General features: G+C 68.7%; 21 protein-coding genes. 14 read left to right on the plus strand and 7 right to left on the minus strand.

The genetic code is table 11. From position 1 onward, the window contains the following. The 3 genes from ABNX41_RS14380 to ABNX41_RS14390 form a co-directional block, all read left to right on the plus strand. The coding region (locus ABNX41_RS14380) for a MupA/Atu3671 family FMN-dependent luciferase-like monooxygenase (protein WP_438670422.1) at positions 1–3,513 on the plus strand (3,513 nt) is incomplete at its 5' end. Beyond that, the gene (locus ABNX41_RS14385; RefSeq protein WP_438670423.1) at positions 3,506–4,150 is read left to right on the plus strand and encodes a 4'-phosphopantetheinyl transferase family protein; all 645 of its coding nucleotides are present in this window, start codon (positions 3,506–3,508) and stop codon (positions 4,148–4,150) included. The genes ABNX41_RS14380 and ABNX41_RS14385, both read left to right, overlap by 8 nt. Before the next feature lie 121 nt (positions 4,151–4,271). After that, a complete protein-coding gene (locus tag ABNX41_RS14390) occupies positions 4,272–4,496 on the plus strand; it encodes a hypothetical protein (protein WP_438670424.1) in 225 nt (74 codons plus the stop codon). Positions 4,497–4,510: 14 nt separating this feature from the next. On the opposite strand, the gene ABNX41_RS14395 is transcribed toward ABNX41_RS14390, so the two are convergent. From ABNX41_RS14395 to ABNX41_RS14420, 6 genes are all read right to left on the minus strand, one after another. Beyond that, positions 4,511–4,729 carry a formate dehydrogenase subunit delta gene (locus ABNX41_RS14395; protein WP_438670425.1) on the minus strand — a complete coding sequence of 73 codons (219 nt, stop codon included), beginning with the start codon at positions 4,727–4,729 and terminating at the stop codon, positions 4,511–4,513. Beyond that, positions 4,729–5,544: a formate dehydrogenase accessory sulfurtransferase FdhD gene (gene fdhD / locus ABNX41_RS14400; RefSeq protein ID WP_438670426.1), complete on the minus strand. Its 816-nt coding sequence runs from the start codon at positions 5,542–5,544 to the stop codon at positions 4,729–4,731. The genes ABNX41_RS14395 and fdhD overlap by 1 nt, the downstream gene beginning before the upstream one ends. Then, entirely contained in the window at positions 5,541–8,456 is a 2,916-nt protein-coding gene (gene fdhF / locus ABNX41_RS14405) for a formate dehydrogenase subunit alpha (protein WP_438670427.1), read from the minus strand. The genes fdhD and fdhF overlap by 4 nt, the downstream gene beginning before the upstream one ends. Continuing rightward, positions 8,453–9,982 carry a formate dehydrogenase beta subunit gene (locus ABNX41_RS14410; RefSeq protein WP_438670428.1) on the minus strand — a complete coding sequence of 510 codons (1,530 nt, stop codon included), beginning with the start codon at positions 9,980–9,982 and terminating at the stop codon, positions 8,453–8,455. The genes fdhF and ABNX41_RS14410 overlap by 4 nt, the downstream gene beginning before the upstream one ends. Beyond that, entirely contained in the window at positions 9,979–10,446 is a 468-nt protein-coding gene (locus tag ABNX41_RS14415; RefSeq protein WP_438670429.1) for a formate dehydrogenase subunit gamma, read from the minus strand. Before ABNX41_RS14415 ends, ABNX41_RS14410 begins: the two co-directional genes overlap by 4 nt. Positions 10,447–10,541: 95 nt before the next feature. Then, positions 10,542–11,426: a LysR family transcriptional regulator gene (locus tag ABNX41_RS14420; RefSeq protein WP_438670430.1), complete on the minus strand. Its 885-nt coding sequence runs from the start codon at positions 11,424–11,426 to the stop codon at positions 10,542–10,544. Positions 11,427–11,544: 118 nt separating this feature from the next. Between ABNX41_RS14420 and ABNX41_RS14425 the strand changes: the two genes are divergently transcribed. From ABNX41_RS14425 to ABNX41_RS14465, 9 genes are all read left to right on the plus strand, one after another. After that, complete coding sequence (locus ABNX41_RS14425; protein ID WP_438670431.1) at positions 11,545–12,339, plus strand: S49 family peptidase; 795 nt, start codon at positions 11,545–11,547, stop codon at positions 12,337–12,339. 1 nt (position 12,340) lies between these two features. Beyond that, positions 12,341–12,505, plus strand: coding sequence for a hypothetical protein (locus ABNX41_RS14430; protein ID WP_438670432.1), 165 nt, complete (start codon positions 12,341–12,343; stop codon positions 12,503–12,505). Continuing rightward, positions 12,502–13,278, plus strand: coding sequence for an SDR family oxidoreductase (locus ABNX41_RS14435; protein ID WP_438670433.1), 777 nt, complete (start codon positions 12,502–12,504; stop codon positions 13,276–13,278). The genes ABNX41_RS14430 and ABNX41_RS14435 overlap by 4 nt, the downstream gene beginning before the upstream one ends. 301 nt (positions 13,279–13,579) lie before the next feature. After that, on the plus strand, positions 13,580–15,433 hold the full coding sequence (gene uvrC / locus ABNX41_RS14440) for an excinuclease ABC subunit UvrC (protein ID WP_438670434.1): 1,854 nt from the start codon (positions 13,580–13,582) through the stop codon (positions 15,431–15,433). A gap of 288 nt (positions 15,434–15,721) precedes the next feature. Continuing rightward, entirely contained in the window at positions 15,722–16,288 is a 567-nt protein-coding gene (locus ABNX41_RS14445) for a manganese efflux pump MntP (protein WP_438670435.1), read from the plus strand. Between the two features lie 91 nt (positions 16,289–16,379). Further along, positions 16,380–17,045, plus strand: coding sequence for a CDP-diacylglycerol--glycerol-3-phosphate 3-phosphatidyltransferase (gene pgsA, locus ABNX41_RS14450; protein ID WP_438670436.1), 666 nt, complete (start codon positions 16,380–16,382; stop codon positions 17,043–17,045). Further along, positions 17,042–17,290, plus strand: coding sequence for a molybdopterin converting factor subunit 1 (gene moaD, locus ABNX41_RS14455; protein WP_438670437.1), 249 nt, complete (start codon positions 17,042–17,044; stop codon positions 17,288–17,290). The genes pgsA and moaD overlap by 4 nt, the downstream gene beginning before the upstream one ends. Before the next feature lie 7 nt (positions 17,291–17,297). Continuing rightward, entirely contained in the window at positions 17,298–17,738 is a 441-nt protein-coding gene (locus ABNX41_RS14460; RefSeq protein ID WP_438670438.1) for a molybdenum cofactor biosynthesis protein MoaE, read from the plus strand. Between the two features lie 309 nt (positions 17,739–18,047). Next, positions 18,048–18,959, plus strand: coding sequence for a L,D-transpeptidase (locus ABNX41_RS14465; RefSeq protein WP_438670439.1), 912 nt, complete (start codon positions 18,048–18,050; stop codon positions 18,957–18,959). 61 nt (positions 18,960–19,020) lie between these two features. On the opposite strand, the gene ABNX41_RS14470 is transcribed toward ABNX41_RS14465, so the two are convergent. Continuing rightward, positions 19,021–19,320, minus strand: coding sequence for a cupin domain-containing protein (locus ABNX41_RS14470; RefSeq protein ID WP_438670481.1), 300 nt, complete (start codon positions 19,318–19,320; stop codon positions 19,021–19,023). A gap of 251 nt (positions 19,321–19,571) precedes the next feature. On the opposite strand from ABNX41_RS14470, the gene panB reads away from it, so the two are divergent. Both panB and panC read left to right on the plus strand, forming a co-directional pair. Beyond that, positions 19,572–20,420, plus strand: a complete 849-nt coding sequence (gene panB, locus ABNX41_RS14475) for a 3-methyl-2-oxobutanoate hydroxymethyltransferase (RefSeq protein ID WP_438670440.1) — start codon at positions 19,572–19,574, stop codon at positions 20,418–20,420. After that, positions 20,417–21,256, plus strand: coding sequence for a pantoate--beta-alanine ligase (gene panC, locus ABNX41_RS14480; protein ID WP_438670441.1), 840 nt, complete (start codon positions 20,417–20,419; stop codon positions 21,254–21,256). The genes panB and panC overlap by 4 nt, the downstream gene beginning before the upstream one ends. Positions 21,257–21,288: the final 32 nt, after the last annotated feature.

Consider the following 21,288-nt stretch of genomic DNA (forward strand, 5'->3'; position numbering starts at 1 on the left):
CCCGACTGGCGCGCCCTGCCGCTTGCCGCGCCGCTTCCGGCGCTTGCCCTGGCGGCCCTGCGCGCGACCGGGGCGGAGGCGGCGGATTTCGCCCGTGCGGCGCCGGGGCTTCCCGGTTACGTCGCGCCCTGGCAGCCCCTGCGCGCGGCGCTTGCCGGATCCATCGGGGAAAGCCTGGGCCGGGTGGCGGCGGAACTCGCGCGCCCGGCGCCTGGCTGGCCGCTCGACCTGATGACGCGCGACGGCGCCTTGGCGGGGTTGGCGGTGCCGCAGGTCGGCCTGTCCGAGGCCGGGCCGGTCGCGGGGACAGCGATCACCCTGACCCCCGAGGCGCTGCATTACGATGCCGCCCGCCTCGCGCCCGAGGCGGCGCAGGTGTTGGCCCGCCGCATCGGCTTCATCGCCGGGCGGATCGCCGCGCTTTCGCCGCAGGCCCCCGCGCGCGACCTGCCCGCCCTGACCGAGGCCGAGCGGGACGAGGCGATCGACCGCTGGAACCGGACCGAGGTGGCGCATGACCGCAGCCTCATGGTCCATACCGCCTTCGAGGCGCAGGTCGCGCGCACCCCCGAGGCCCCGGCACTGGCCTTTGAGGGACAGGTGCTGACCTATCAGCAGTTGAACGCGCGCGCCAACCGTGCCGCCCATGTGCTGATCCAGATGGGGGTGCGGCCGGGCACGCTGGTGGGCCTCTCCACCCGCCGCAGCCTTGATCTGGTGGCGGGCGCGCTGGCGATCCAGAAGGCGGGCGGGGCCTATGTGCCGATGGACCCGGCCTATCCGGCCGAGCGGCTGGCGCTGTTCGCCGAGGATTCGGCCTGCCCGGTGATCGTGACGCAATCGGACCTCTCGGCGCGTCTGCCCATGGGCGTGGCGCGGCTGGAGCTCGATACCGACGGGCGGCTTGCGGATGCGGCCGCGACCAACCCCGAAAGCGGCGTCGCCCCCTCGGACGTGGCCTATATGATCTATACTTCGGGCTCCACCGGGCGGCCGAAGGGGGTCATGGTCGAACATCGCAACGTGCAGAACTTCTTCACCGGCATGGATGCACGGATCGGGCCCGAGCCGGGGGTCTGGCTGGCCGTCACCTCGCTTTCCTTCGACATTTCGGTGCTGGAGCTGTTCTGGACGCTCGCGCGCGGGTTCAAGGTGGTGATCTCCTCGGACGAGAACCGGGCGCTGGTTTCCTCGGGGCGGATCGCCTCTGCCCAGCCGATGGATTTCTCGCTCTACTACTGGGGCAACGACGATGGCCAGGGGCCGAAGAAATACGAACTTCTGCTGGAAGGCGCGCGCTTTGCCGACCAGCACGGCTTCAAGGCGATCTGGACGCCCGAGCGGCATTTCCACGCCTTCGGCGGGCCCTATCCGAACCCCAGCGTGACCGGCGCCGCCGTGGCGGCGGTGACGAAGAACCTTTCGGTCCGGGCCGGATCCTGCGTGGTGCCGCTGCACCATCCGGTGCGGGTGGCCGAGGAATGGGCGGTGATCGACAATCTGACGAACGGCCGCGCGGGCCTTGCCATCGCCTCGGGCTGGCAGCCCGAGGATTTCGTGCTGCGCCCGGAAAACACCCCGCCCGCGAACAAGGCGGCGATGTATCGGGCCGCCGATCAGATCCGCCGGTTGTGGCGTGGCGAGGGGGTGGATTTCCCCAAGGCCGACGGCACGCCCTTCACCGTTCGCAGCCAGCCGCGCCCGGTGTCGAGGGAACTGCCCCTGTGGGTGACCACGGCGGGCAATCCGCAGACCTGGCGCGAGGCGGGCGAGATGGGCGCGAATGTCCTGACCCATCTTCTGGGCCAGTCGATTGCCGAGGTGGCCGAGAAGATCGGCCTCTATCACGCCGCCCTGCGCGCGGCGGGCCATGATCCGCAGGATTTCACCGTCACCCTGATGCTGCACACCTATGTCGGGCGCGACCGCGCCCAGGTGCGCCGCGTGGCCGAGGGGCCGATGAAGGCCTATCTCGCCGCCGCCGTGGGCCTGGTGAAGCAATATGCCTGGGCCTTCCCGGCCTTCAAAAAGCCCGAGGGCGTCACTGATCCGATGGACATCGATCTGCGCACGCTTTCGGCCGAAGAGAACGAGGCGATCCTCGATTTCGCCTTCCAGCGTTATTTCGAGGAATCGGGCCTGTTCGGCACGGTCGAGGATGCGCTGGCGCGGGTTGAGCAGCTCAAGCGCATCGGCGTGGATGAGGTGGCCTGCCTGATCGACTACGGCATCGCGCCCGACAAGGTGATGGAGGGGCTCTATCCCCTGGCCGAGGTGGTGCGCCGCGCCAATTCCGGCGGCGGCGTCGAGGAGGACGATTTCTCGATCGCGGCGCAGATCATCCGCCATGGCGTGACCCATCTGCAATGCACGCCCTCGATGGCGCGGATGATCGCGATGAACGACGACAGCCGCATGGCCCTTGGCCGGATCGGCACGATGATGGTGGGGGGCGAGGCGCTGCCCGGCGCGCTGGTCTCCGATCTGCGTCGCGCGGGCGTGGCGCGGCTTTTGAACATGTATGGTCCCACCGAAACCACCATCTGGTCGAGCGTGGAGGAGGTTGGCGAGACCGAGCCGGTGTCGAACATCGGCACCGCCCTGGCGAACCAGCAGCTTTACGTCCTCGACGAGGCCATGGCCCCGGTGCCCCCGGGCGTCGAGGGCGAGTTGTGGATCGGCGGCGAGGGCGTGACGCGCGGCTACTGGCAGCGCCCCGACCTGACCGAGGAACGGTTCAAGCCGAATCCGTTCCATCCCGGGCGGATGTATCGCACCAGCGATCTGGTCAGGCGCCGTCCCGACGGCAAGGTGGATTTCATCGGCCGCACCGACCATCAGGTGAAGCTGCGCGGCTACCGGATCGAACTGGGCGAGATCGAATCGGTGCTGGAGGCGCAGCCCGGCGTGCGCCAGGCCGTGGTGATGGCGCGCGAGGACAGCCCCGGCGACCTGCGGCTGGTGGCCTATGTCACCGGCACCGCGCATGAGCCCGCCTTGCGCGCGGCTTTGGCGGCGGAACTGCCCGAACATATGCTGCCCGCGCATTTCGTCGCGCTCGACGCCTTCCCGCTGACGCCGAACCGCAAGGTCGACCGCAAGGCGCTGCCCGCGCCGCAGGCGGCGGCCCCGATCAGCCCGGCGGCCTTCAAGCCGCCCGAACAGGGCGTGGCGGCGCAGCTTGCCGCGATCTGGCAGCATGTGCTGGGGGTGCCTCGGGTGGGGGCCGAGGACAATTTCTTCGCCCTCGGCGGGCACAGCCTGCTGGCGGTCCAGGCCCATCGCGAGATCCGCGAAAAGCTTTCGGCCAAGGTCTCGATCACCGATATCTTCCGTTTCCCGCAGCTTTCGGCGCTGGCCGCGCATATCGAGGGGCCGAGGGCCCCCGCGCCCGCGCCCGCCGTGGCGCAGCCGTTCCGCGCCGATCCGGCCCCGACCATCGGCGGAACGCTGGATGACGCGATGGCGCGGCGGCGCGCGATGCGGCTGGCGCGGCGCGGCGTGGATGCCTGATCTGGTCAGGCTCGCGCAGGCGGCGCGGCGGATCCTGCCGCCCGGCTGCACCGTGGCGGCGCGGGATCCGCGGCAACCGGCGGCTCCCTTCCCGGGCGAGGCGCTGTCCGGCGCCCTGCCGCCGCGCCTGCGCGAGTTTTCGGCCGGGCGACAGGCGGCGCGGGCGGCGATGGCGGAACTGGGCCTTGCCGCCGCCGCGATCCCCCATGGCCCCGACCGCGCCCCGGTCTGGCCGAAGGGGGTCGAGGGCACGATCACCCACAGCGCCCGGGCCTGCCTCGCCGCCGTTCGACCGGCCTCGGGCGGCGGGATCGGGCTTGACCTGGAAGAGGATGCGGCACTTCCCCCCGATCTGTGGGAGGCGATCCTGTCGCCGTCCGAGCGGGAATGGGCCCTGTCGCGCCCCGATCCCGGTCGTGCCGCGCGGCTGGTCTTCAGCGCCAAGGAGGCCGCCTACAAGGCGCAATATCCCCTGACCCGGCAGGTGTTCGGCTTCGAGGTGCTGGCGCTTTCGGTCCGGTGCGACCGGCTTTCGCTGCGCTTCGTGCAGCGCATCTGCAGCTTCGCCCCGGGCGCGGCCATCACCGGGCGCTGGCGCCGGGTCGAGGGCCATATCCTGACCGCCTGCTGGCTTTGATGCCGCAGTGCCGCGACGAATTGTCGCGACAACCCCGGTTTTTGCGTTAGACTGCCCTCTCGGAGAGAACGGTCGGCCCATGGCTGCGCAAGCGGACCGAGCGGAACCGGACAGGGAGGGGATGATGAAACTGCTCGCGGTGCTTTGCGTGATCGGCTGGTCGGGTTTCTGGGTGTTCGGCTATCTCGCGCTGACGGAAGGGGGCGCAGAGGTGACGGTCGCGATGCTTCTGTCCGCCCTGGGGCTTTTCACCGGCCTTTTCAGCTATCTGCGGCTGGCGCGGCAGGTCGATCCCGGGCGCTGGAGCCATGTCCGCCAAAGCGCGGGCGGCGCAGCGGAACTCTAAGCCCGGCGGATCCTTCAGCCCGGCGGGCGGCGGATCTGCGGCGCGGATTCGACCACCATCGGGCGCAGGCCGTCCGCTTCGCCATCCAGCAGCTCAAGCAGCCGGGCGCGCATCCCCGGTTCCCAGAAGTCGTTGATATGGGCGGCGAGTCCGGCCACGCCCTCGTCATGCGGCTTCGTTTCCATGAAAAGCGCGATCTGGTTCGCCATGCGGATGATCTTTTCGCGCGACATCAGCGGGCCCCCGCGACGGATCCGGCAAGAAGCCGGTCGGAATGGGTGAAAAGCTCGAACCGCGCGCCGCGCGCCAGCGCGATCAGCGTGATCCCCAGCCGGTCCGCCAGGGCGACCGCATCGGCGGTGGGGGCCGAAACCGCGATCAGCACCGGCGCGCCGATGGCGGCCACCTTCTGCACCATGTCGATCGACACGCGCGAGGTCAGCAGCACCGCGCCCGGCCCATGCGGATGGCGAACCAGATGCCCGGCCAGCTTGTCGAGCGCATTGTGCCGCCCGACATCCTCTCGCGTGGCCAGCAGGGCGCCGCCGGTCCAGTATCCGGCGCAATGGGCGGCGCGGGTCAGGTCGTGCAGCGGCTGCCGGGCGGGCAGGGCGGCGATGGCGGCGCCGACCTCGTCGGGGGTGATGCGAAAGCCGGTCTCGGACACCGGGGCGCGTTCGCGCAGCGCCTCGCGGATGGAATCGATGCCGCAAAGCCCGCAGCCCACCGGCCCGGCCATGGTGCGGCGGCGGGCGGCGAGGCGCGCCTCGGCCTCGGGCACCAGCCAGCTTTGCACGTCGATCCCCTGGGTGCCGCGCTCGACATTGACTTCAAGGATCTCGTCGGGCCGGGCCAGCCCTTCGGTCAGCGCGAAACCATAGGCGAAATCCTCAAGATCAGCAGGCGTCGCCATCATCACAGCCTGGGTGGAGCCGTTGAAGGACAAGGCGACGGCGCATTCCTCGGGCAGCAGGCGGGCCCCCTGTTCGGGCGCCCCCGGCCCGCCGAACACCAGCCGGGGCAGCGGCCTTGCGCCCTGCACCGTCATTCCGCCGCCGGAAGGATGCGCCGCGCGCGCGCGGATTGCATGTCGTATTCCTCCTGCCAGCGGCTCGGCCCGTTGGAAAGCCGGACCTCGACCGCGGTCACCTTGTATTCGGGGCAGTTGGTCGCCCAGTCCGAGTAATCCGTGGTGATGACATTGGCCTGGGTCCGCGGGTGGTGGAAGGTGGTATAGACCACGCCGGGGCTGACTTTCTCGGTGATTTCGGCGCTGAGGCTGGTCTCGCCCGCGCGTGAGGCCAGCCGCACCATGTCGCCCTGGCGGATGCCGCGCGCCTCGGCGTCATGGGGGTGGATCTCAAGCACATCCTCGGCATGCCAGGCCACATTCGCGGTGCGCCGGGTCTGGGCGCCGACGTTATATTGCGAGAGGATCCGCCCGGTGGTCAGAAGCAGCGGAAAGCGCGGGCCGGTCCGTTCGTCGGTGGCGACATAGGCGGTGCGGATGAACCGCCCCTTGCCGCGCACGAAACCGTCAACATGCATCATCGGCGTGCCCTCGGGTGCCTTGTCGTTGCAGGGCCATTGCACCGAGCCGAGCCGGTCGAGCCGTTCATAGCTGACGCCCGCGAAGGAGGGCGTGGTCATGGCGATCTCGTCCATGATCTGCGAGGGATGGGTGTAAGTCCAGCCCCTCTCCTCGCGCCCGGTTTCGCGCAGGATGGCGCGGGCCAGCATCTGGGTGATCTCCCAATCGGCATGGCCCTGCCGGGGGGCCATCACCCGGCGCACCCGGTTGATGCGGCGCTCGGCATTGGTGAAGGTGCCGTCCTTTTCCAGAAAGCTCGATCCCGGCAGGAAGACATGGGCGTAATTCGCGGTCTCGTTGAGGAAGAGATCGTGGACGATCACGCAATCCATCGCCGCGAGCGCCGCCGAGACATGGCGGGTGTCGGGGTCGGATTGCAGGATGTCCTCGCCCTGGCAGTAAAGGCCCCGGAACCCTCCCTCGACGGCGGCGTCGAGCATGTTGGGGATGCGCAATCCCGGCTCGGGGTCGATGGTGACGCCCCAGAGCGTCTCGAACACCTCGCGCACCTCGGCGCCCTTGACATGGCGGTAGCCCGGCAGCTCATGCGGGAAGGAGCCCATATCGCACGAGCCCTGCACGTTGTTCTGCCCGCGCAACGGGCTGACGCCGGTGCCGGGGCGGCCGATATTGCCGGTCAGCATCGCCAGATTGGCGATGGCGATCACGGTGGTAGAGCCCTGGCTGTGCTCGGTCACGCCCAGGCCGTAATAGATCGCGCCATTGCCGCCGGTGGCGTAAAGCCGGGCGGCGGCGCGCAATTCGGCCGCGGGCACGCCGGTCAGCAGCGCGACCGCCTCGGGGGCGTGGCGGGGATCGCGGATGAAGTCGAGGTAATCGGCGAAGCTGTCCATATCGCAGCGGGCGCGGATGAACTCTTCGTCCAGCAGGCCCTCGGTGACGATCACATGGGCCAGCGCCGTGATCACCGCGACATTGGTCCCCGGCGTCAGCGCAAGGTGATGGGCGGCGCGGAAATGCGGGCCCTCGGCCATTTCGGTGCGGCGCGGGTCGATCAGGATCAGCTTCGCGCCCTGCCGCAGGCGCTTTTTCAGCCGCGAGGCGAAGACCGGATGGCCGGAATGCGGGTTGGCGCCGATCACCAGCGCCACGTCGCAATCCTCGACCGAATCGAAATCCTGCGTGCCCGCGCTGGTGCCATAGGTCTGGCCCAGCCCATAGCCGGTGGGCGAATGGCAGACGCGGGCGCAGGTGTCGGTGTTGTTGTTCAGGAATACCGCACGGGCGAGCTTCTGCACCAGCCAGGTCTCTTCGTTGGTGCAGCGCGAAGATGTGATCACCCCCACCGATCGCCGCCCGTGCCGGGCCTGGATCGCGGCCATGCGGCGGGCGGCGAATGCCATCGCCTCGGACCAGGACACCTCCTGCCAGGGGTCGGCGATGCTCTCGCGGATCATCGGCTTGAGGATGCGGTCGCGGTGGCTGGCATAGCCATAGGCGAACCGGCCCTTGACGCAGGAATGGCCCCGGTTGGCCTTGCCATGTTTCCAGGGCACCATCCGCACCAACTCGTCGCCGCGCATCTCGGCCCTGAACTGGCAGCCCACGCCGCAATAGGCGCAGGTGGTCAGGACGGCGCGCTCGGGCGTGCCGATTTCGAGCACCGATTTCTCGATCAGCGTGGCGGTGGGGCAGGCCTGCACGCAGGCCCCGCAGGAGACGCAATCCGAACCGAGGAAATCGTCCCCGCCGGCGCCCGCGTGGATGCGGCCGTCGAAGCCCCGGCCCTCGACCGTCAGGGCGAATGTGCCCTGCACCTCCTCGCAGGCGCGGACACAGCGGTTGCACAGGATGCATTTCGACGGGTCGTAGCTGAAATAGGGATTGCTGTCGTCCCTGGGGCGCCAGTCCGGGTTGGCCTGGCCCCCGGCATCGCGGGGGCGGAAATGCGTGGCCTCGGGCTGATAGCGGACATCGCGCAGCCCGACCGCCCCGGCCATGTCCTGCAATTCGCAATCGCCATTGGCGCCGCAGGTCAGGCAGTCGAGCGGATGGTCCGAGACGTAAAGCTCCATCACGCCGCGCCGCAACCGCTTCAGCCGCTCGGTCTGGGTGCGGACCCGCAGCCCGGGGGCGACCGGCGTGGTGCAGGAGGCGGGCGTGCCGGTCCGGCCCTCGATCTCGACAAGGCAGAGACGGCAGGAACCGAAGGCCTCAAGACTGTCGGTGGCGCAAAGCTTCGGCACGCCGATCCCCGCCTCGGCCGCCGCGCGCATGATCGAGCTGCCCTCGGGCACGGTGACCTCGAATCCGTCGATCTCCAGCGTGACCATGGTGCTGGAGCGCGCGGCGGGCGTGCCCATGTCGCGATCCTGGCCGGGCAGGGGCGGAAGGATGAAATCTTTCATTCGGCGGCCTCGCGGGCTGGGGGCGCAAAATCATCGGGGAAATGGCGCAGGGCCGACAGCACCGGATAGGGCGTGAACCCGCCAAGCGCGCAAAGCGATCCCGCCTTCATCGTGGCGCAAAGGTCCTCCAGCAGCGCGACGGCGCCGTCGTCGCCGCGCGCGATGCGGTCGATGGTCTCGACCCCGCGGCGGGCGCCGATACGACAGGGGGTGCATTTGCCGCAGGATTCGATGGCGCAGAATTCCATCGCGAAGCGCGCCAGCCCGGCCATGTCGGCGGTGTCGTCGAACACCGTCATCCCGGCATGGCCGATCAGCGCATCCTGGCCCGCGTATTCCTCATATCCGAAGGGGATGTCGAATTGATCGGGCGACAGATAGGCCCCGAGCGGGCCGCCCACCTGCACCGCCTTCACCGCCCGGCCCGAGGCGGTGCCGCCGCCGATCTCGTGCACGATCTGGCCAAGCGTCAGGCCGAAGCCCGCCTCGAACAGCCCGCCGCGCCGGACATTTCCGGCGATCTGCAACGGGATCGTCCCGCGTGAGCGTCCGATGCCGAAACCGGCGTAATGCGCCGCGCCGTGGCGCAGGATCGCGGGCACCGTCGCCAGCGAGATCACGTTGTTCACCACCGTCGGCCGTCCCATGAACCCCGCAAGCGCGGGCAGGGGCGGCTTGGCGCGGACGGTGCCGCGCCTGCCCTCAAGGCTGTTGAGAAGCGCGGTCTCCTCGCCGCAGACATAGGCGCCGGCGCCGATCCTCAGCTCCAGATCGAATGCCTGGCCCGAGCCGAGGATCGAGGGGCCCAGCACCCCCTCGGCCCGGGCGATGGCGATGGCCCGGGCCATGGTCCGGTTCGCATCGGGATATTCCGAGCGCGAATAGACGAAACCCTTCCGGGCCCCCACGCCAAGCCCCGCGATGACCATCCCCTCGATCAGCGAGAAGGGATCGCCCTCGATCAGCATGCGGTCGGCGAAGGTGCCGCTGTCGCCTTCGTCGGCATTGGCGACGATATATTTGCGCGGGCCGGGCGCATCGCGGACGGTTTTCCATTTGATGCCGGTGGGAAAGCCCGCGCCGCCCCGCCCGCGCAGGCCCGAGGCGGCGATTTCCTCGACGATGCCCCCTCCGGCCTCTTCGGCAAGCGTCAAGGCGCGGGCCAGCCCTTCAAGCCCGCCATGGGCGCGATACTGCGCCATGGAAAGCGGCTCGATCACGCCGCAGCGGGCGAAGGTCAGCCGGGTCTGCGCCCGCATCCATGGCAGGTCCTCGGTCGGGCCGAGGCCGAGCGGGCCACCGTCGAAGACCTGGGTCACCGTCTCGGGCGTCATCGGCCCGAAGGCCTGGCGGCCCCGCGGGGTCTCGACCTCGACCAGCGGCTCCAGCCAGACCATGCCGCGGCTGCCGTTGCGCAGGATTTCGACCGTCAGGCCGCGCCGCGCCGCCTCGGCCTGCAGTGCGGCCACGACCGCCTCGGCGCCAAGCGCCCTTGCGGCGGCATCGCGTGGGACCCAGACCCTCATGCCAGCTCCCCGATCATCCGGTCGAGCCGCGCGGGATCGACCCGCCCCGCCACCTGACCGTCCAGCATCGCCGCCGGCCCGCAGGCGCAAAGGCCCAGGCAGAACACCGGCTCCAGCGTCACCTGCCCATCGGGGGTGGTGCCGTGCCAGTCGATGCCAAGCCGGGCGCGGGCATGATCGGCGAGCGCCGCCGCGCCCATGGCCTGGCAGCTTTCCGCCCGGCACAGTTTCAGCACATGCCGCCCGGCGGGGCGGGTGCGGAAATCGTGATAGAAGGTCAGGACCCCCCAGACCTCGGCCCGCGAGATCATCTGGTGCCGCGCGATCCGGGGCAGGGCCTCGTCGGGGATATGGCCGAAGGTGGCCTGGACCGCATGCAGGATCGGCAAGAGCGCGCCTTCCACCCCGTCATGGGCGGCAAGAATCGCGTCGAGACCGTCGGCGATCCCGGTTGTATCGGACATGCTGGCGATCTCCCCTTCGCTGGCTAAGGGAAAGGGTGCCGCAGTCCGGCCGCGCGATCAATTCGAAATGGCCATCACCGGATAGGCATGGGCTATCATCCTCTGCGTCGCGCCAGCCTTTGCGCCGCGTCGACAAGGGCGGTCAGCAGCGGGGTCTGGGGATCGCGCCGGGGGGCGATCAGGCCGACGAGATGGCCGGTCGCGGGCGCGGTCATCGGGATCGAGACCAGCCGCCCACCGGCCGAGAACATCGCCGCCAGCCGCTCGGGCACGATCGAGGCCCAAGCCCCGGTCTCGACATGGCTGACAAGGACGATGGTCGAATTCGACTCAACCCGTGGCAGGCGGGCGGCCCCGGCCAGATGCTGGTCGATGATGCGGCGGTTCTGCATGTCGGCGGTCAGAAGGCACAGCGGCTGGCCCGCCGCCTCGGTCCAGGTGACGCGCTCCTGCCCGGCCAGCGCCGCATCCGGCGTGCACAGGAAACGGTAGCTTTCGGTGTAAAGCGGCACCTGGCTGACCCGGCCCAAGGGTTCGTTGTCGAGATAGGTGATCCCGGCTTCCAGCTCCAGCCGCTCGATCCCCGCGAGGATCTCGGCGCTGGTGCGCGACAGGATCGAGACCGAGACATTCGGGTGGCGGTCCAGATAGGGGCGCGTCAGTTCCGCCACCATCGGCAGGGCGGTCGGGATCACCCCGATCCGCAGCCGCCCCGACAGGCCGGAATGGGCCGCGCGCATCTCGTCCTTCAGGGCGCGCACGTCGCCGACGATCCGCAGCGCCCGCTCCAGCACCTGGTTGCCCTCGGGCGTCAGCCCCTGGAAGCGCGAGCCGCGATGGACGAGCTGGACGCCAAGCTGCTCCTCCAACTGCCGGATGCCAAGCGACAGCGAGGGCTGGGTGATGCCGCAGGCCTCGGCGGCGCGGCCGAAATGGCGCTCACGGGCGAGCGCGATGAACATGGTCAGCTTGTCGATCATGGTTTCCCACCTGTCGGGCCAGAGTGGCCCGCACCGCCCCCGCCCGCAAGCGTGAAACCCGGCGCTGCGGCGGGGAAGGGGCCTTGCCCGCAGACGGCGGGGCGCCTAACTCTGTGCCATGCGTATTGCCTTGCCCTTCCTTCCCAAACCGCCGGTCGTGCCGGTGATCCGCCTTCAGGGCGCCATCGCGCCCGGCGGCAGGGGGCTGAACGACCAGGGCCTGGCCCCGGTGATCGAGCGGGCCTTTGCGCGCGGCAAGCCCGCGGCGGTGGCGCTGGTGATCAATTCGCCCGGCGGATCGCCCGCGCAAAGTTCGCTGATCGCGTCGCGGATCCGGCGGCTTTCGGACGAGAAGAACGTGCCCGTCCACGCCTTTGTCGAGGATGTGGCCGCTTCGGGCGGCTATTGGCTGGCAACGGCGGCGGACCGGATCTGGGTGGACGAAAGCTCGATCCTCGGCTCGATCGGGGTGATTTCGGCCGGTTTCGGCTTTGCCGAGCTGATGGAGCGCCACGGCATCGAGCGTCGGGTCCATACCGCCGGGCGCTCGAAAAGCTTCGCCGATCCGTTCCGCCCGCAAAGCGAAGAGGATGTGGCGCGGATCCGCGCGCTGCTGGCGCCGCTGCACGAGACCTTCATCGCCCAGGTGAAGGCCCGGCGCGGCACGCGCCTGGCCGAGGGCGAGGATCTTTTCAACGCCGACATCTGGCTGGGCCGCCGCGCGGTGGAGCTGGGCCTTGCCGATGGCGTGGCGCATCTGGCGCCGAAGATGAAGGAACTTTACGGCGAAAAGGTCCGGCTGATGCCGCTGGGTCAGAAGAAGGGGCTGCTGCGCCGCTTCGGCCTTGCCGCCGGAGAGGCCGCGCTCGCCACGTTTGAGGAGCGCGCGCTTTGGGCGCGCTACGGGCTCTGACATGCTCTGGAAGATCGTCATCGTCTTTCTTTGCGCCATGGTGCTGGTCGGCATGATCGGCAAGCTGATTTTTCCAGATGCGCGCCTGACCGGCCGCAAGGCCACCTGCACCGCCTGCGGGCGCCCGCGCATCGGCAAGGCCCCCTGCGCCTGCGGCAAGAGATGAGCGCGGCCCTGGTCACCGGGGCCGGGCGGCGGCTTGGCCGGGCGATGGCGCTGCATCTGGCGCGGTCGGGTCATGACGTGGCGGTGCATCATTCCACCTCGGGCGACGAGGCCGAGGCGGTGGCCCGGGAAATCCGCGCGCTCGGCCGCCGGGCCGTCACGCTGCGGGCCGACCTGCTGGTCGAGGCCGAGACCGAAGGCCTGATCCCGCGCGCCGTCGAGGCGCTCGGGCCCTTGACGGTGCTGGTCAACAACGCCTCGATCTTCGAATACGACCGGATCGACACCGCCACCCGCGAAAGCTGGGACCGCCATATCGAATCGAACCTGCGCGCGCCCTATGTGCTGATCCAGGGCTTCGCCCGCCAATGTCCGTCGCCCTTGCTCGACGAGGCGGGTGAGCCGCTTGCGCAGGGGCTGGTCGTCAACATGATCGACCAGCGGGTCTGGAAGCCGACGCCGGAGTTTTCCAGCTACACCATCGCCAAGATGGGCCTTTGGGCGCTGACGCGCACGGCGGCGCAGGGGCTCGCTCCCGCGATCCGGGTCAATGCCATCGGTCCGGGGCCCACGCTGCGCGGCGGACGGCAGACCGAAGACCATTTTGCCCGCCAGCGCGCGGCGACGATCCTGGGTCGCGGGGCGGGCGAGGAGGATGTGGTCGCGGCGCTTCAATTCTTCCTGCAAAGCCCCTCGGTTACCGGGCAGATGATCGCCGTCGACGGTGGTCAGCACCTGGGCTGGAAGACCCCGGATGTGCTGGGGGTCGAGTGATCCCTGTAAAGTTGTCCACCTTGGCCGAGGGCGTCACGGCGCTGTTACCTAACCGTCTGATTTGCAATGAAATTACCCATGAGTTAAAAATATATCATTACAAATCAATCGTTTGCAGAAATGCCCAAAAAGTGGGCGGTACGGGGAGCGGTGCGGAAAACAAGGAAAAATCCGGCCTCGGGAAAGTTTCTCCGCAATGTTATCCACAGAAACCGTGGACTTCTTCCCTCTTGCCCCCGGGCGTGGTTCATTGCAGCCGACCGCGCCAGAATCGTGTTCTTCCTGATCGGGCCATGCGCAGATGACCACCCCGCCCCTGACCGGACATGACCTGATACACGACTATCTGCGGATGCTGGATTCCAGCCCCGGCGTCTATCGCATGCTGAATGCCCAATCCGAGGTGCTTTACGTCGGCAAGGCGCGCAACCTGCGCGCGCGGGTGTCGAATTATGCGCGCGCCAGCGGGCATTCGATCCGCATCCAGCGGATGATTTCGGAAACCGCGTCGATGATGTTCCTGACCACGCGGACCGAGGTCGAGGCGCTGCTGCTGGAACAGAACCTGATCAAGCAGCTCAAGCCGCGCTACAACGTGCTGATGCGGGATGACAAGAGCTTCCCCTATATCCTGATCGGCAAGGCCCATCCCTTTCCGGCACTGAAGAAGCATCGCGGCGCGCGCAAGGAAAAGGGCAGCTATTTCGGCCCCTTCGCCAGCGCGGGCGCGGTGAACCGCACGCTGAACCAGTTGCAGAAGGTGTTCCTCTTGCGCAACTGCACCGATCCGGTCTTCGCCAGCCGGACCCGGCCCTGCCTGCAATTCCAGATCCGGCGCTGCGCCGCGCCCTGCGTCGGCCGGGTGAACGAGACGGAATATGCCGCCCTGGTCCACGATGCCGAGCGTTTCCTGTCGGGCAAGTCCACCGGCGTCCAAGCCGATCTGGCGGGCGAGATGCAGAAGGCCTCGGATGCGATGGAGTTCGAGCGCGCTGCCGCCCTGCGCGACCGGATCAAGGCGCTGACCGCGGTGCAGAGCGCCCAGGGCATCAATCCGCGCGGCGTGGCCGAGGCGGATGTGGTGGCCGTCCACCTCGATCACGGCCAGGCATGCGTGCAGGTCTTCTTCGTCCGCGCGAACCAGAGCTGGGGCAACCGCGACTTCTATCCCCGCACCGGCTCGGGTGCCGAGGAGCCCGAGATCCTCGAGGCCTTCCTGACCCAGTTCTACGACGACAAGGAGCCGCCCCGGCTGGTCCTGTTGTCGCATCCGCTGGAGAACCCCGACCTGGTGGCCGAGGCGCTGTCGGCCCGCGCGGGCCGCAGGGTCGAGATCGCCGTTCCGCAAAGGGGCGAAAAGGCCGAGCTGGTCGAGAATGCCAGCCGCAACGCCCGTGAAAGCCTTGCGCGGCGGATGTCGGAAAGCGCGACGCAGAACCGGCTGTTGCAGGGGCTGGCCGATGCCTTCGACCTCGACGGCCCGCCGCGCCGGATTGAAGTCTACGACAATGCGCACATCCAGGGCGCCCATCCGGTGGGCGGCATGATCGTGGCCGGGCCCGAGGGTTTCATCAAAAGCCAGTATCGCAAGTTCAACATCAAGGGCGAGGCGGGCGCCCCCGGCGACGATTTCGGCATGATGCGCGAGATGCTGACCCGCCGGTTCGAGCGCCTGGTCGCCGAGGATCCCGACCGCCGCTCGGACAGTTGGCCCGACCTTCTGCTGATCGACGGCGGGGCGGGCCAGGTCTCGGCCGTGGCCGGGATCATGGCCGATCTGGGGATCGAGGACATCGCCATGGTCGGCGTCGCCAAAGGGATCGACCGCGACGCGGGCAAGGAAGAGTTCCACCGCATCGGCCAGCGCCCCATGGCCCTGCAACGCAACGACCCGGTGCTGTATTTCATCCAGCGCCTGCGCGACGAGGCGCACCGCTGGGCCAATGGCGCGCATCGGGCGAAACGGGCGAAGACCGTGGGCGCCACGCCGCTTGACGAGATCCCCGGCGTGGGGGCCGCGCGCAAGCGCGCCCTGCTGTCGCATTTCGGATCGGCCAAGGCGGTCAGCCGGGCGGCGCTGCCGGATCTGATGGCGGTGGACGGCATTTCCGAGGCCATGGCCGAGACGGTCTACAACTTTTTCCACCGCGACTGAGCGGCCCGGGCCGGTCCTGCGTCGCCGGTCCTGCAAATGCGTATCAGTTTCAACACATTGATTTCATAAGATATTTTTATAAATTTGGCTTGATCTGGCGGAAAGCTCGCTTATGAAGGCCGCCATCGGGGAGTAGCAGCCGCCGGACCCATCCGGGCGGAAGCGCGTCAACATCCTCGCGGAGGTACTCCGCGTGGCGCGTCGGCCTTCGGGGCCTTGCAAGACCGTGGAGGACGGACCCTGCGGGCGGGGTCCGTCCTGCGCCAGGTCAGCCCCGGAGGATCCGCAATGTCGCCCGTCGCAATCGGCGTTCTGGCCATTTCCATGTCGGTGGACGCCTTCATCGCCGCCTTGGGGCAGGGGGTGGGGCGCAGGCGCCCGGGCTTCGGCTTCGCGATGCGCACCGGCTTCGTCTTCGGCGCCATCGAGATGCTGACGCCGCTGATCGGCTGGCTGCTGGGCACCGCCGCCAGCGTCTATGTCCAGATCTTCGACCACTGGATCGCCTTCGCGCTTCTGGTCGGCGTGGGCGGGCGGATGGTGCTTCAGGCGCTGAACCCGCCCGTGGACGAAGACGGCATGCGCCCCAGGGCCACCGGCTGGGCCCTGATCGCCACCGCATTCGGCACTTCGATCGACGCGATGGCGGTGGGGGTCTCGCTGGCGTTTTTCGAGATCAACATCATCGTCGTCTCGCTGGCGATCGGTCTTGCGACCATGATGATGAGCACGGCGGGCGTCCTGGCGGGCGGGCTGGTCGGGTTGCGCTTTGGCCGATGGGCCGAGGGGGTGGGCGGGATCGCCCTTGCCGGGCTGGGCCTGATGATCCTGGTCGAGCATCTGGGCCATCCCTGATCCGGGCCACGGGGCCGGAGGTCGTCCGGGCGCGGGGGCTGCACGGGTGTTTTCCCTTTCGCCGCCCGCGCGCATCGGCTACCAATCGCCCATGCGTTGGACGATCCCGAATATCCTGACGGTTCTTCGGCTCTTCGCGGCCCCCGGGGTTGCGGTGATGTTCCTTTATTTCCAGCGCCCCTGGGCCGACTGGCTGGCGCTTGCGCTGTTCGTGGGGGCGGCGATCACCGATTACTTCGATGGCTATCTGGCCCGGCTGTGGAAGCAGGAATCGAAATTCGGCGCCATGCTGGACCCGATCGCCGACAAGGCCATGGTGGTGATCGCGATCATGGTCATCACCGGCTACAACGGGATGAACCCCTGGCTGATCCTGCCCGCGACGATCATCCTGTTTCGCGAGGTCTTCGTCTCGGGCCTACGCGAATTCATGGGGGCGAAGGCGGGGCTTCTGAAGGTCACCAAGCTGGCGAAATGGAAGACCACGGCGCAGATGGTGGCGATTGCCGCGCTGTTTCTGGGCACCGGGCTGGAATATGTGAACGGGCTGGCGGTCCATGGCATGACCGCCGACGAATATGCCGAGGCGGTGGCGCTTGGCGAGGCCGATCCGATCCGCGCCTGCGGTTCGCGCGATTGCGCCTCTTTCGCCAATCTGGTCGGGCTGGTGCTGATCTGGATCGCGGCGGTGCTGACGGCCCTGACCGGATGGGAATATTACACGAAGTCGCGGCCCTATCTGCGGGACGACGCATGATCGAGGTGCTGTATTTCGCCTGGCTGCGCGAAAGGGTGGGCCTGCCGCGCGAGAGGGTCGAGACCGGGGCCGCCACCGTCGCCGGTCTGGTCGAGGAACTGATCGCGAGGGGCGAGGGCTACGCCCTGGCCTTTCAGGACCGAGCCAGCCTGCGGGTGGCGCTGGACCAGGAGATGGCCGAATTCTCCTCTCCGCTGGCGGGGGTGCGTGAGGTCGCCTTCTTTCCGCCGATGACCGGCGGCTGAGGCCGGGATGCGCGTCATCCTTCAGCCAGAGCCCTTCGACGCCGGGGCCGCGCTTTCGGACTTTTCGGCCGGGCTGCATGCGGCCGGGGCGGTGGTCAGCTTCTCGGGCCTCGTGCGCGGCGAGGGCGGGCGCCTTGTCGCGATGGAGATCGAACATTACCCCGGCATGACCGAAAAGGCCCTGGCCGCCATCGCGGCCCAGGCCCGGGCGCGCTGGTCGCTGGAGGATGCGCTCGTGATCCATCGCCACGGCAGGTTGCGGGTGGGCGAGACGATCATGATGGTCGCCACGGCCGCGCCCCATCGCGCGGCGGCTTTCGAGGCGGCGGCATTCCTGATGGACTACCTGAAATCCCGCGCGCCCTTCTGGAAGAAAGAGATCGGGCCGGATGGCGCGACCTGGGTCGCGGCACGCGAGAGCGACGAGGCGGCCCTGCGCCGCTGGTGATCCGGGGCGTTCCGGGCGCCTGCGCGAAGGCGCTGCGCGTTTTGTGAAAATCCGACCGGGATTCGGGCATCGCGATGCGATCGGGCTGCAAGGAAGCCCCGACCGGCCCGGCAGGTGGAAATCCGCGCCGAAAACGTCCCGGAAACCACGATCCCCTGACTTTCCGCAGCCTTGCGCCATGCGGGGGCTTGACGCCTTCCCCCCGGCATGGCGCAAGGTGCCGCAAGAGAGGGCGCCCTGTCGCTTGGGCCCGCCTTGCCGGTTTCTCCGGCCTGTTTGACAGAATGCAACTGAAGACGGATCCCGACCGTGACGCTTTTTCTCCCGCGCCTGAGCGCCCTTGCCGCCCTTGTCCTGCTGGCCGCCTGCGGCCCCAAGCCCCGGGTCGAGGCACCCCCGGCTGTCACCGTCCCGGGGTATGAGGCGGTACAGGACGGCAACTACCTGATCCCGGGCATCGACCCGATGTATCTGCGTGAGGAAAACCGCCGCGCCGAGGTCGAATACACCGCGGGCGACGCGCCGGGCACCATCGTCGTCGATGTCTATGTCCGCCAGCTTTACCTGGTGCTCGAAGGCGGCCGCGCGCTGCGCTATGCCATCGCCGTCGGGCGCGAGGGCACCTCCTTCCGGGGCAATGGCTATATCGGGCGCAAGGCGGAATGGCCAAGCTGGACGCCCACGGCGAACATGATCCGCACCCAGCCGGAAATGTATGCCGAATTCGCGGGCGGCCTGCCCGGCGGGCTTGAGAATCCGCTGGGCTCGCGCGCGCTTTATCTCTATCGCGGCGGGCGCGACACCATGTTCCGCATCCATGGCACCGTCGACCCTGCCTCGATCGGGCGGGCGACCAGCGCGGGCTGTATCCGGCTGTTCAACCAGGACGTGATGGATCTTTACGAGCGGGTGGGCTCCGGCGCGCAGGTCAAGGTCCGCACGCTTGAGGAAAGCATCGCCATCGAGGGGCCATATATGGATGACGCATGGGGGCGCGCCGTGCCCGAAACCCCCGAGAATATCGCCCGTAAGGAGCGCGAACTGGTCGAGCGCGCCGAGATCGAGGCCCGCCAGGCCGCCGAGGCCGAGGCGCGGGCCGAAGCCGAACGGATCGCCGTCGAAAGGGCCGCCGCCGAGGCCGAGCGCGAGCGTCTGCGCCAGTGCCGCCGCCAGCGCATCTCGGCCGAGGATTGCCCGCCTTCGGTCGTGGTCGAGATCTGAAAACCCCGATGCTCCGACGCCGCCCTGGTTTCCCGGGGCGGCGTTCCGCATTCGGCCCGGATCAGACCTTGATGACGTAATCCTTCAAGGTGGTCTCGATCACCTCCCATGTGCCTTCGAAACCCGGGCGGATGACGAAGCGGTCCCCGGCCTTCAGATGGGTCTCGCGGCCCTGGGCGTCGGTCAGGATCGAATGGCCCTCGTGGATCAGGACATATTCCCATTCCGAATAGGCGACCTTCCACTTCCCCGGCGTCGCCTGCCACAATCCGCAGAAGATCCCGTCCGGGGTTTCCTCGATGCTCCAGCTGGTGTGGACCGGGTCCCCGGCCAGCCGCTTTTCCGGGGCGGGCCGCTCGATCTCGGGGGGATGCCGTCGCGGGTCACGCGCAGGATCAGGGGGTGGGTCACGGGAAACCTCCTTGCCGAAACCGGCCGTCGCAGGCGCCGAGAGTGCCGTCGCTAGGGGCGCGGGGTCAAGCGAAAGCCGGGCGGGGAACCCGCCGGAACAGGGCGGGGCCTTCGGTAAAACTTGCGCCGCATTCTTGCGCAGCGCGCGCGGCTGTGCCCTTATGCCGGGCGATCCGAGAACAGCCGGAGGCCAGAAAGCCGATGAGCGCCAGCACTTCCCTCAAACCCGTCCTGCCGCCCGAGATCCGCGCAAGGAAAGGCGGCGATCCGATCGTGGTCCTGACCGCCTATACCACGCCGGTCGCCCGGCTGGTCGATCCGCATTGCGACGTGGCGCTTGTGGGCGACAGCCTGGGCATGGTCGTGCATGGCCTGCCCTCGACCATCGGCGTGACGATGGAGATGATGATCCTGCATGGGCGCGCGGTGATGCGGGGGCTGTCGAAGGCGATGTGCGTGATCGACATGCCCTTCGGATCCTATGAGGAAGGCCCCGAACAGGCCTATCGCAACGCCGCCCGGCTGATGGCCGAGACCGGCGCCCCCGCCGTCAAGCTGGAGGGCGGCACCCATATGGCGCCGACCATCGCCTTCCTGACCGCGCGCGGTGTGCCGGTGATGGCGCATATCGGACTGACGCCTCAGGCGGTCAACACGCTGGGCGGCTACAAGGTCGTCGGGCGCGGCGCCGAGGCCGAGGTGCTGATGGAGGATGCCCTTGCGGTCGAGGCCGCCGGGGCCTTCTCGGTCGTTCTGGAGAAGGTGCCCGAGGGGCTGGCCGCCCGCGTCAGCCGCACGCTCTCGATCCCGACCATCGGCATCGGCGCGGGCGTGGGCTGCGACGGGCAGGTGCTGGTCGTCGACGACATGCTGGGGCTTTTCACCGATTTCCGTCCGAAATTCGTCAAACGCTATGCCGAACTGGGCAAGACCGCGGACGATGCCATCGCCGCCTATGCCGCCGATGTGCGCGCGCGCCGCTTCCCCGCGCCCGAACATGCCTTTGCCGATATCCTGCCTGCCAAATCCGCCGCGAAAGACCCCAAATGACCGAGATCATCCATGCGGCTGCCGAATTGCGCAGCCGCGTCCGCGCCTGGCGCGCGGCGGGCGAGATGGTGGGCGTCGTCCCCACCATGGGCGCCCTGCATGAGGGGCACCTGTCGCTGGCCCGCCGCGCGCGGCGCGAATGCGACCGGGTGATCACGACGATCTTTGTCAATCCGACGCAGTTCAACAATCCCGACGACCTGCAGAAATATCCCCGCACGCTTGAGGCCGATGCCGCGCTTCTGTCCGGCGTGCCTGTGGATGTGGTCTTCGCGCCATCGGTCGACGAGATCTACCCCGAAGGCTTCGTGACCCGGGTGTCGGTGGGCGGTGTCTCGGAACCGCTGGAGGGCCAGATGCGGCCCGGCCATTTCGACGGCGTGGCGACGGTGGTGACCAAGCTTTTCGGCATGACCGAGGCCCATCGCGCCTATTTCGGCCAGAAGGACTGGCAGCAATTGCAGGTGGTCAGCCGCCTTGCGCGCGACCTGAACCTGCCGGTGGCCGTCGTCGGATGCGAGACCGTGCGCGAAGCGGACGGGTTGGCGATGTCCTCGCGCAATCGCCGCCTTTCGGCCCCGGCGCGCGCGAATGCGCCCCGGCTGCATGCCGCGATGACCGCCGCCGCCGAAGAGATCCGCGCGGGCCAGCCCGAGCGGCAGGCGATCCGCGATGCGGGCGCGGCGGTGCTGCGGGCGGGGTTCGAGCGGGTGGAATATATCGAATTGCGCGATGCCGAGACGCTTCTGACCTCGGAGGATCCGGGTCGCCCGCGCCGGATGCTGGCCGCCGCCTGGATCGAGGGCGTGCGGCTGATCGACAATATCCCGGTCTGAAACCCGGACTTGAAGAACGGGCCGGAACCGGG

It is taken from the genome of Pseudogemmobacter sonorensis, from assembly GCF_042762395.1.
GTDB lineage: Bacteria > Pseudomonadota > Alphaproteobacteria > Rhodobacterales > Rhodobacteraceae > Pseudogemmobacter > Pseudogemmobacter sonorensis.

Bases quoted from the DNA above. Each gene is read 5' to 3' on its own strand.
- ABNX41_RS14385 (WP_438670423.1), top strand. From the start codon at position 3,506: ATGCCTGATCTGGTCAGGCTCGCGCAGGCGGCGCGGCGGATCCTGCCG.
- ABNX41_RS14390 (WP_438670424.1), top strand. From the start codon at position 4,272: ATGATGAAACTGCTCGCGGTGCTTTGCGTGATCGGCTGGTCGGGTTTC.
- ABNX41_RS14395 (WP_438670425.1), bottom strand. From the start codon at position 4,729: ATGTCGCGCGAAAAGATCATCCGCATGGCGAACCAGATCGCGCTTTTC.
- fdhD (WP_438670426.1), bottom strand. From the start codon at position 5,544: ATGACGGTGCAGGGCGCAAGGCCGCTGCCCCGGCTGGTGTTCGGCGGG.
- fdhF (WP_438670427.1), bottom strand. From the start codon at position 8,456: ATGAAAGATTTCATCCTTCCGCCCCTGCCCGGCCAGGATCGCGACATG.
- ABNX41_RS14410 (WP_438670428.1), bottom strand. From the start codon at position 9,982: ATGAGGGTCTGGGTCCCACGCGATGCCGCCGCAAGGGCGCTTGGCGCC.
- ABNX41_RS14415 (WP_438670429.1), bottom strand. From the start codon at position 10,446: ATGTCCGATACAACCGGGATCGCCGACGGTCTCGACGCGATTCTTGCC.
- ABNX41_RS14420 (WP_438670430.1), bottom strand. From the start codon at position 11,426: ATGATCGACAAGCTGACCATGTTCATCGCGCTCGCCCGTGAGCGCCAT.
- ABNX41_RS14425 (WP_438670431.1), top strand. From the start codon at position 11,545: ATGCGTATTGCCTTGCCCTTCCTTCCCAAACCGCCGGTCGTGCCGGTG.
- ABNX41_RS14430 (WP_438670432.1), top strand. From the start codon at position 12,341: ATGCTCTGGAAGATCGTCATCGTCTTTCTTTGCGCCATGGTGCTGGTC.
- ABNX41_RS14435 (WP_438670433.1), top strand. From the start codon at position 12,502: ATGAGCGCGGCCCTGGTCACCGGGGCCGGGCGGCGGCTTGGCCGGGCG.
- uvrC (WP_438670434.1), top strand. From the start codon at position 13,580: ATGACCACCCCGCCCCTGACCGGACATGACCTGATACACGACTATCTG.
- ABNX41_RS14445 (WP_438670435.1), top strand. From the start codon at position 15,722: ATGTCGCCCGTCGCAATCGGCGTTCTGGCCATTTCCATGTCGGTGGAC.
- pgsA (WP_438670436.1), top strand. From the start codon at position 16,380: ATGCGTTGGACGATCCCGAATATCCTGACGGTTCTTCGGCTCTTCGCG.
- moaD (WP_438670437.1), top strand. From the start codon at position 17,042: ATGATCGAGGTGCTGTATTTCGCCTGGCTGCGCGAAAGGGTGGGCCTG.
- ABNX41_RS14460 (WP_438670438.1), top strand. From the start codon at position 17,298: ATGCGCGTCATCCTTCAGCCAGAGCCCTTCGACGCCGGGGCCGCGCTT.
- panB (WP_438670440.1), top strand. From the start codon at position 19,572: ATGAGCGCCAGCACTTCCCTCAAACCCGTCCTGCCGCCCGAGATCCGC.
- panC (WP_438670441.1), top strand. From the start codon at position 20,417: ATGACCGAGATCATCCATGCGGCTGCCGAATTGCGCAGCCGCGTCCGC.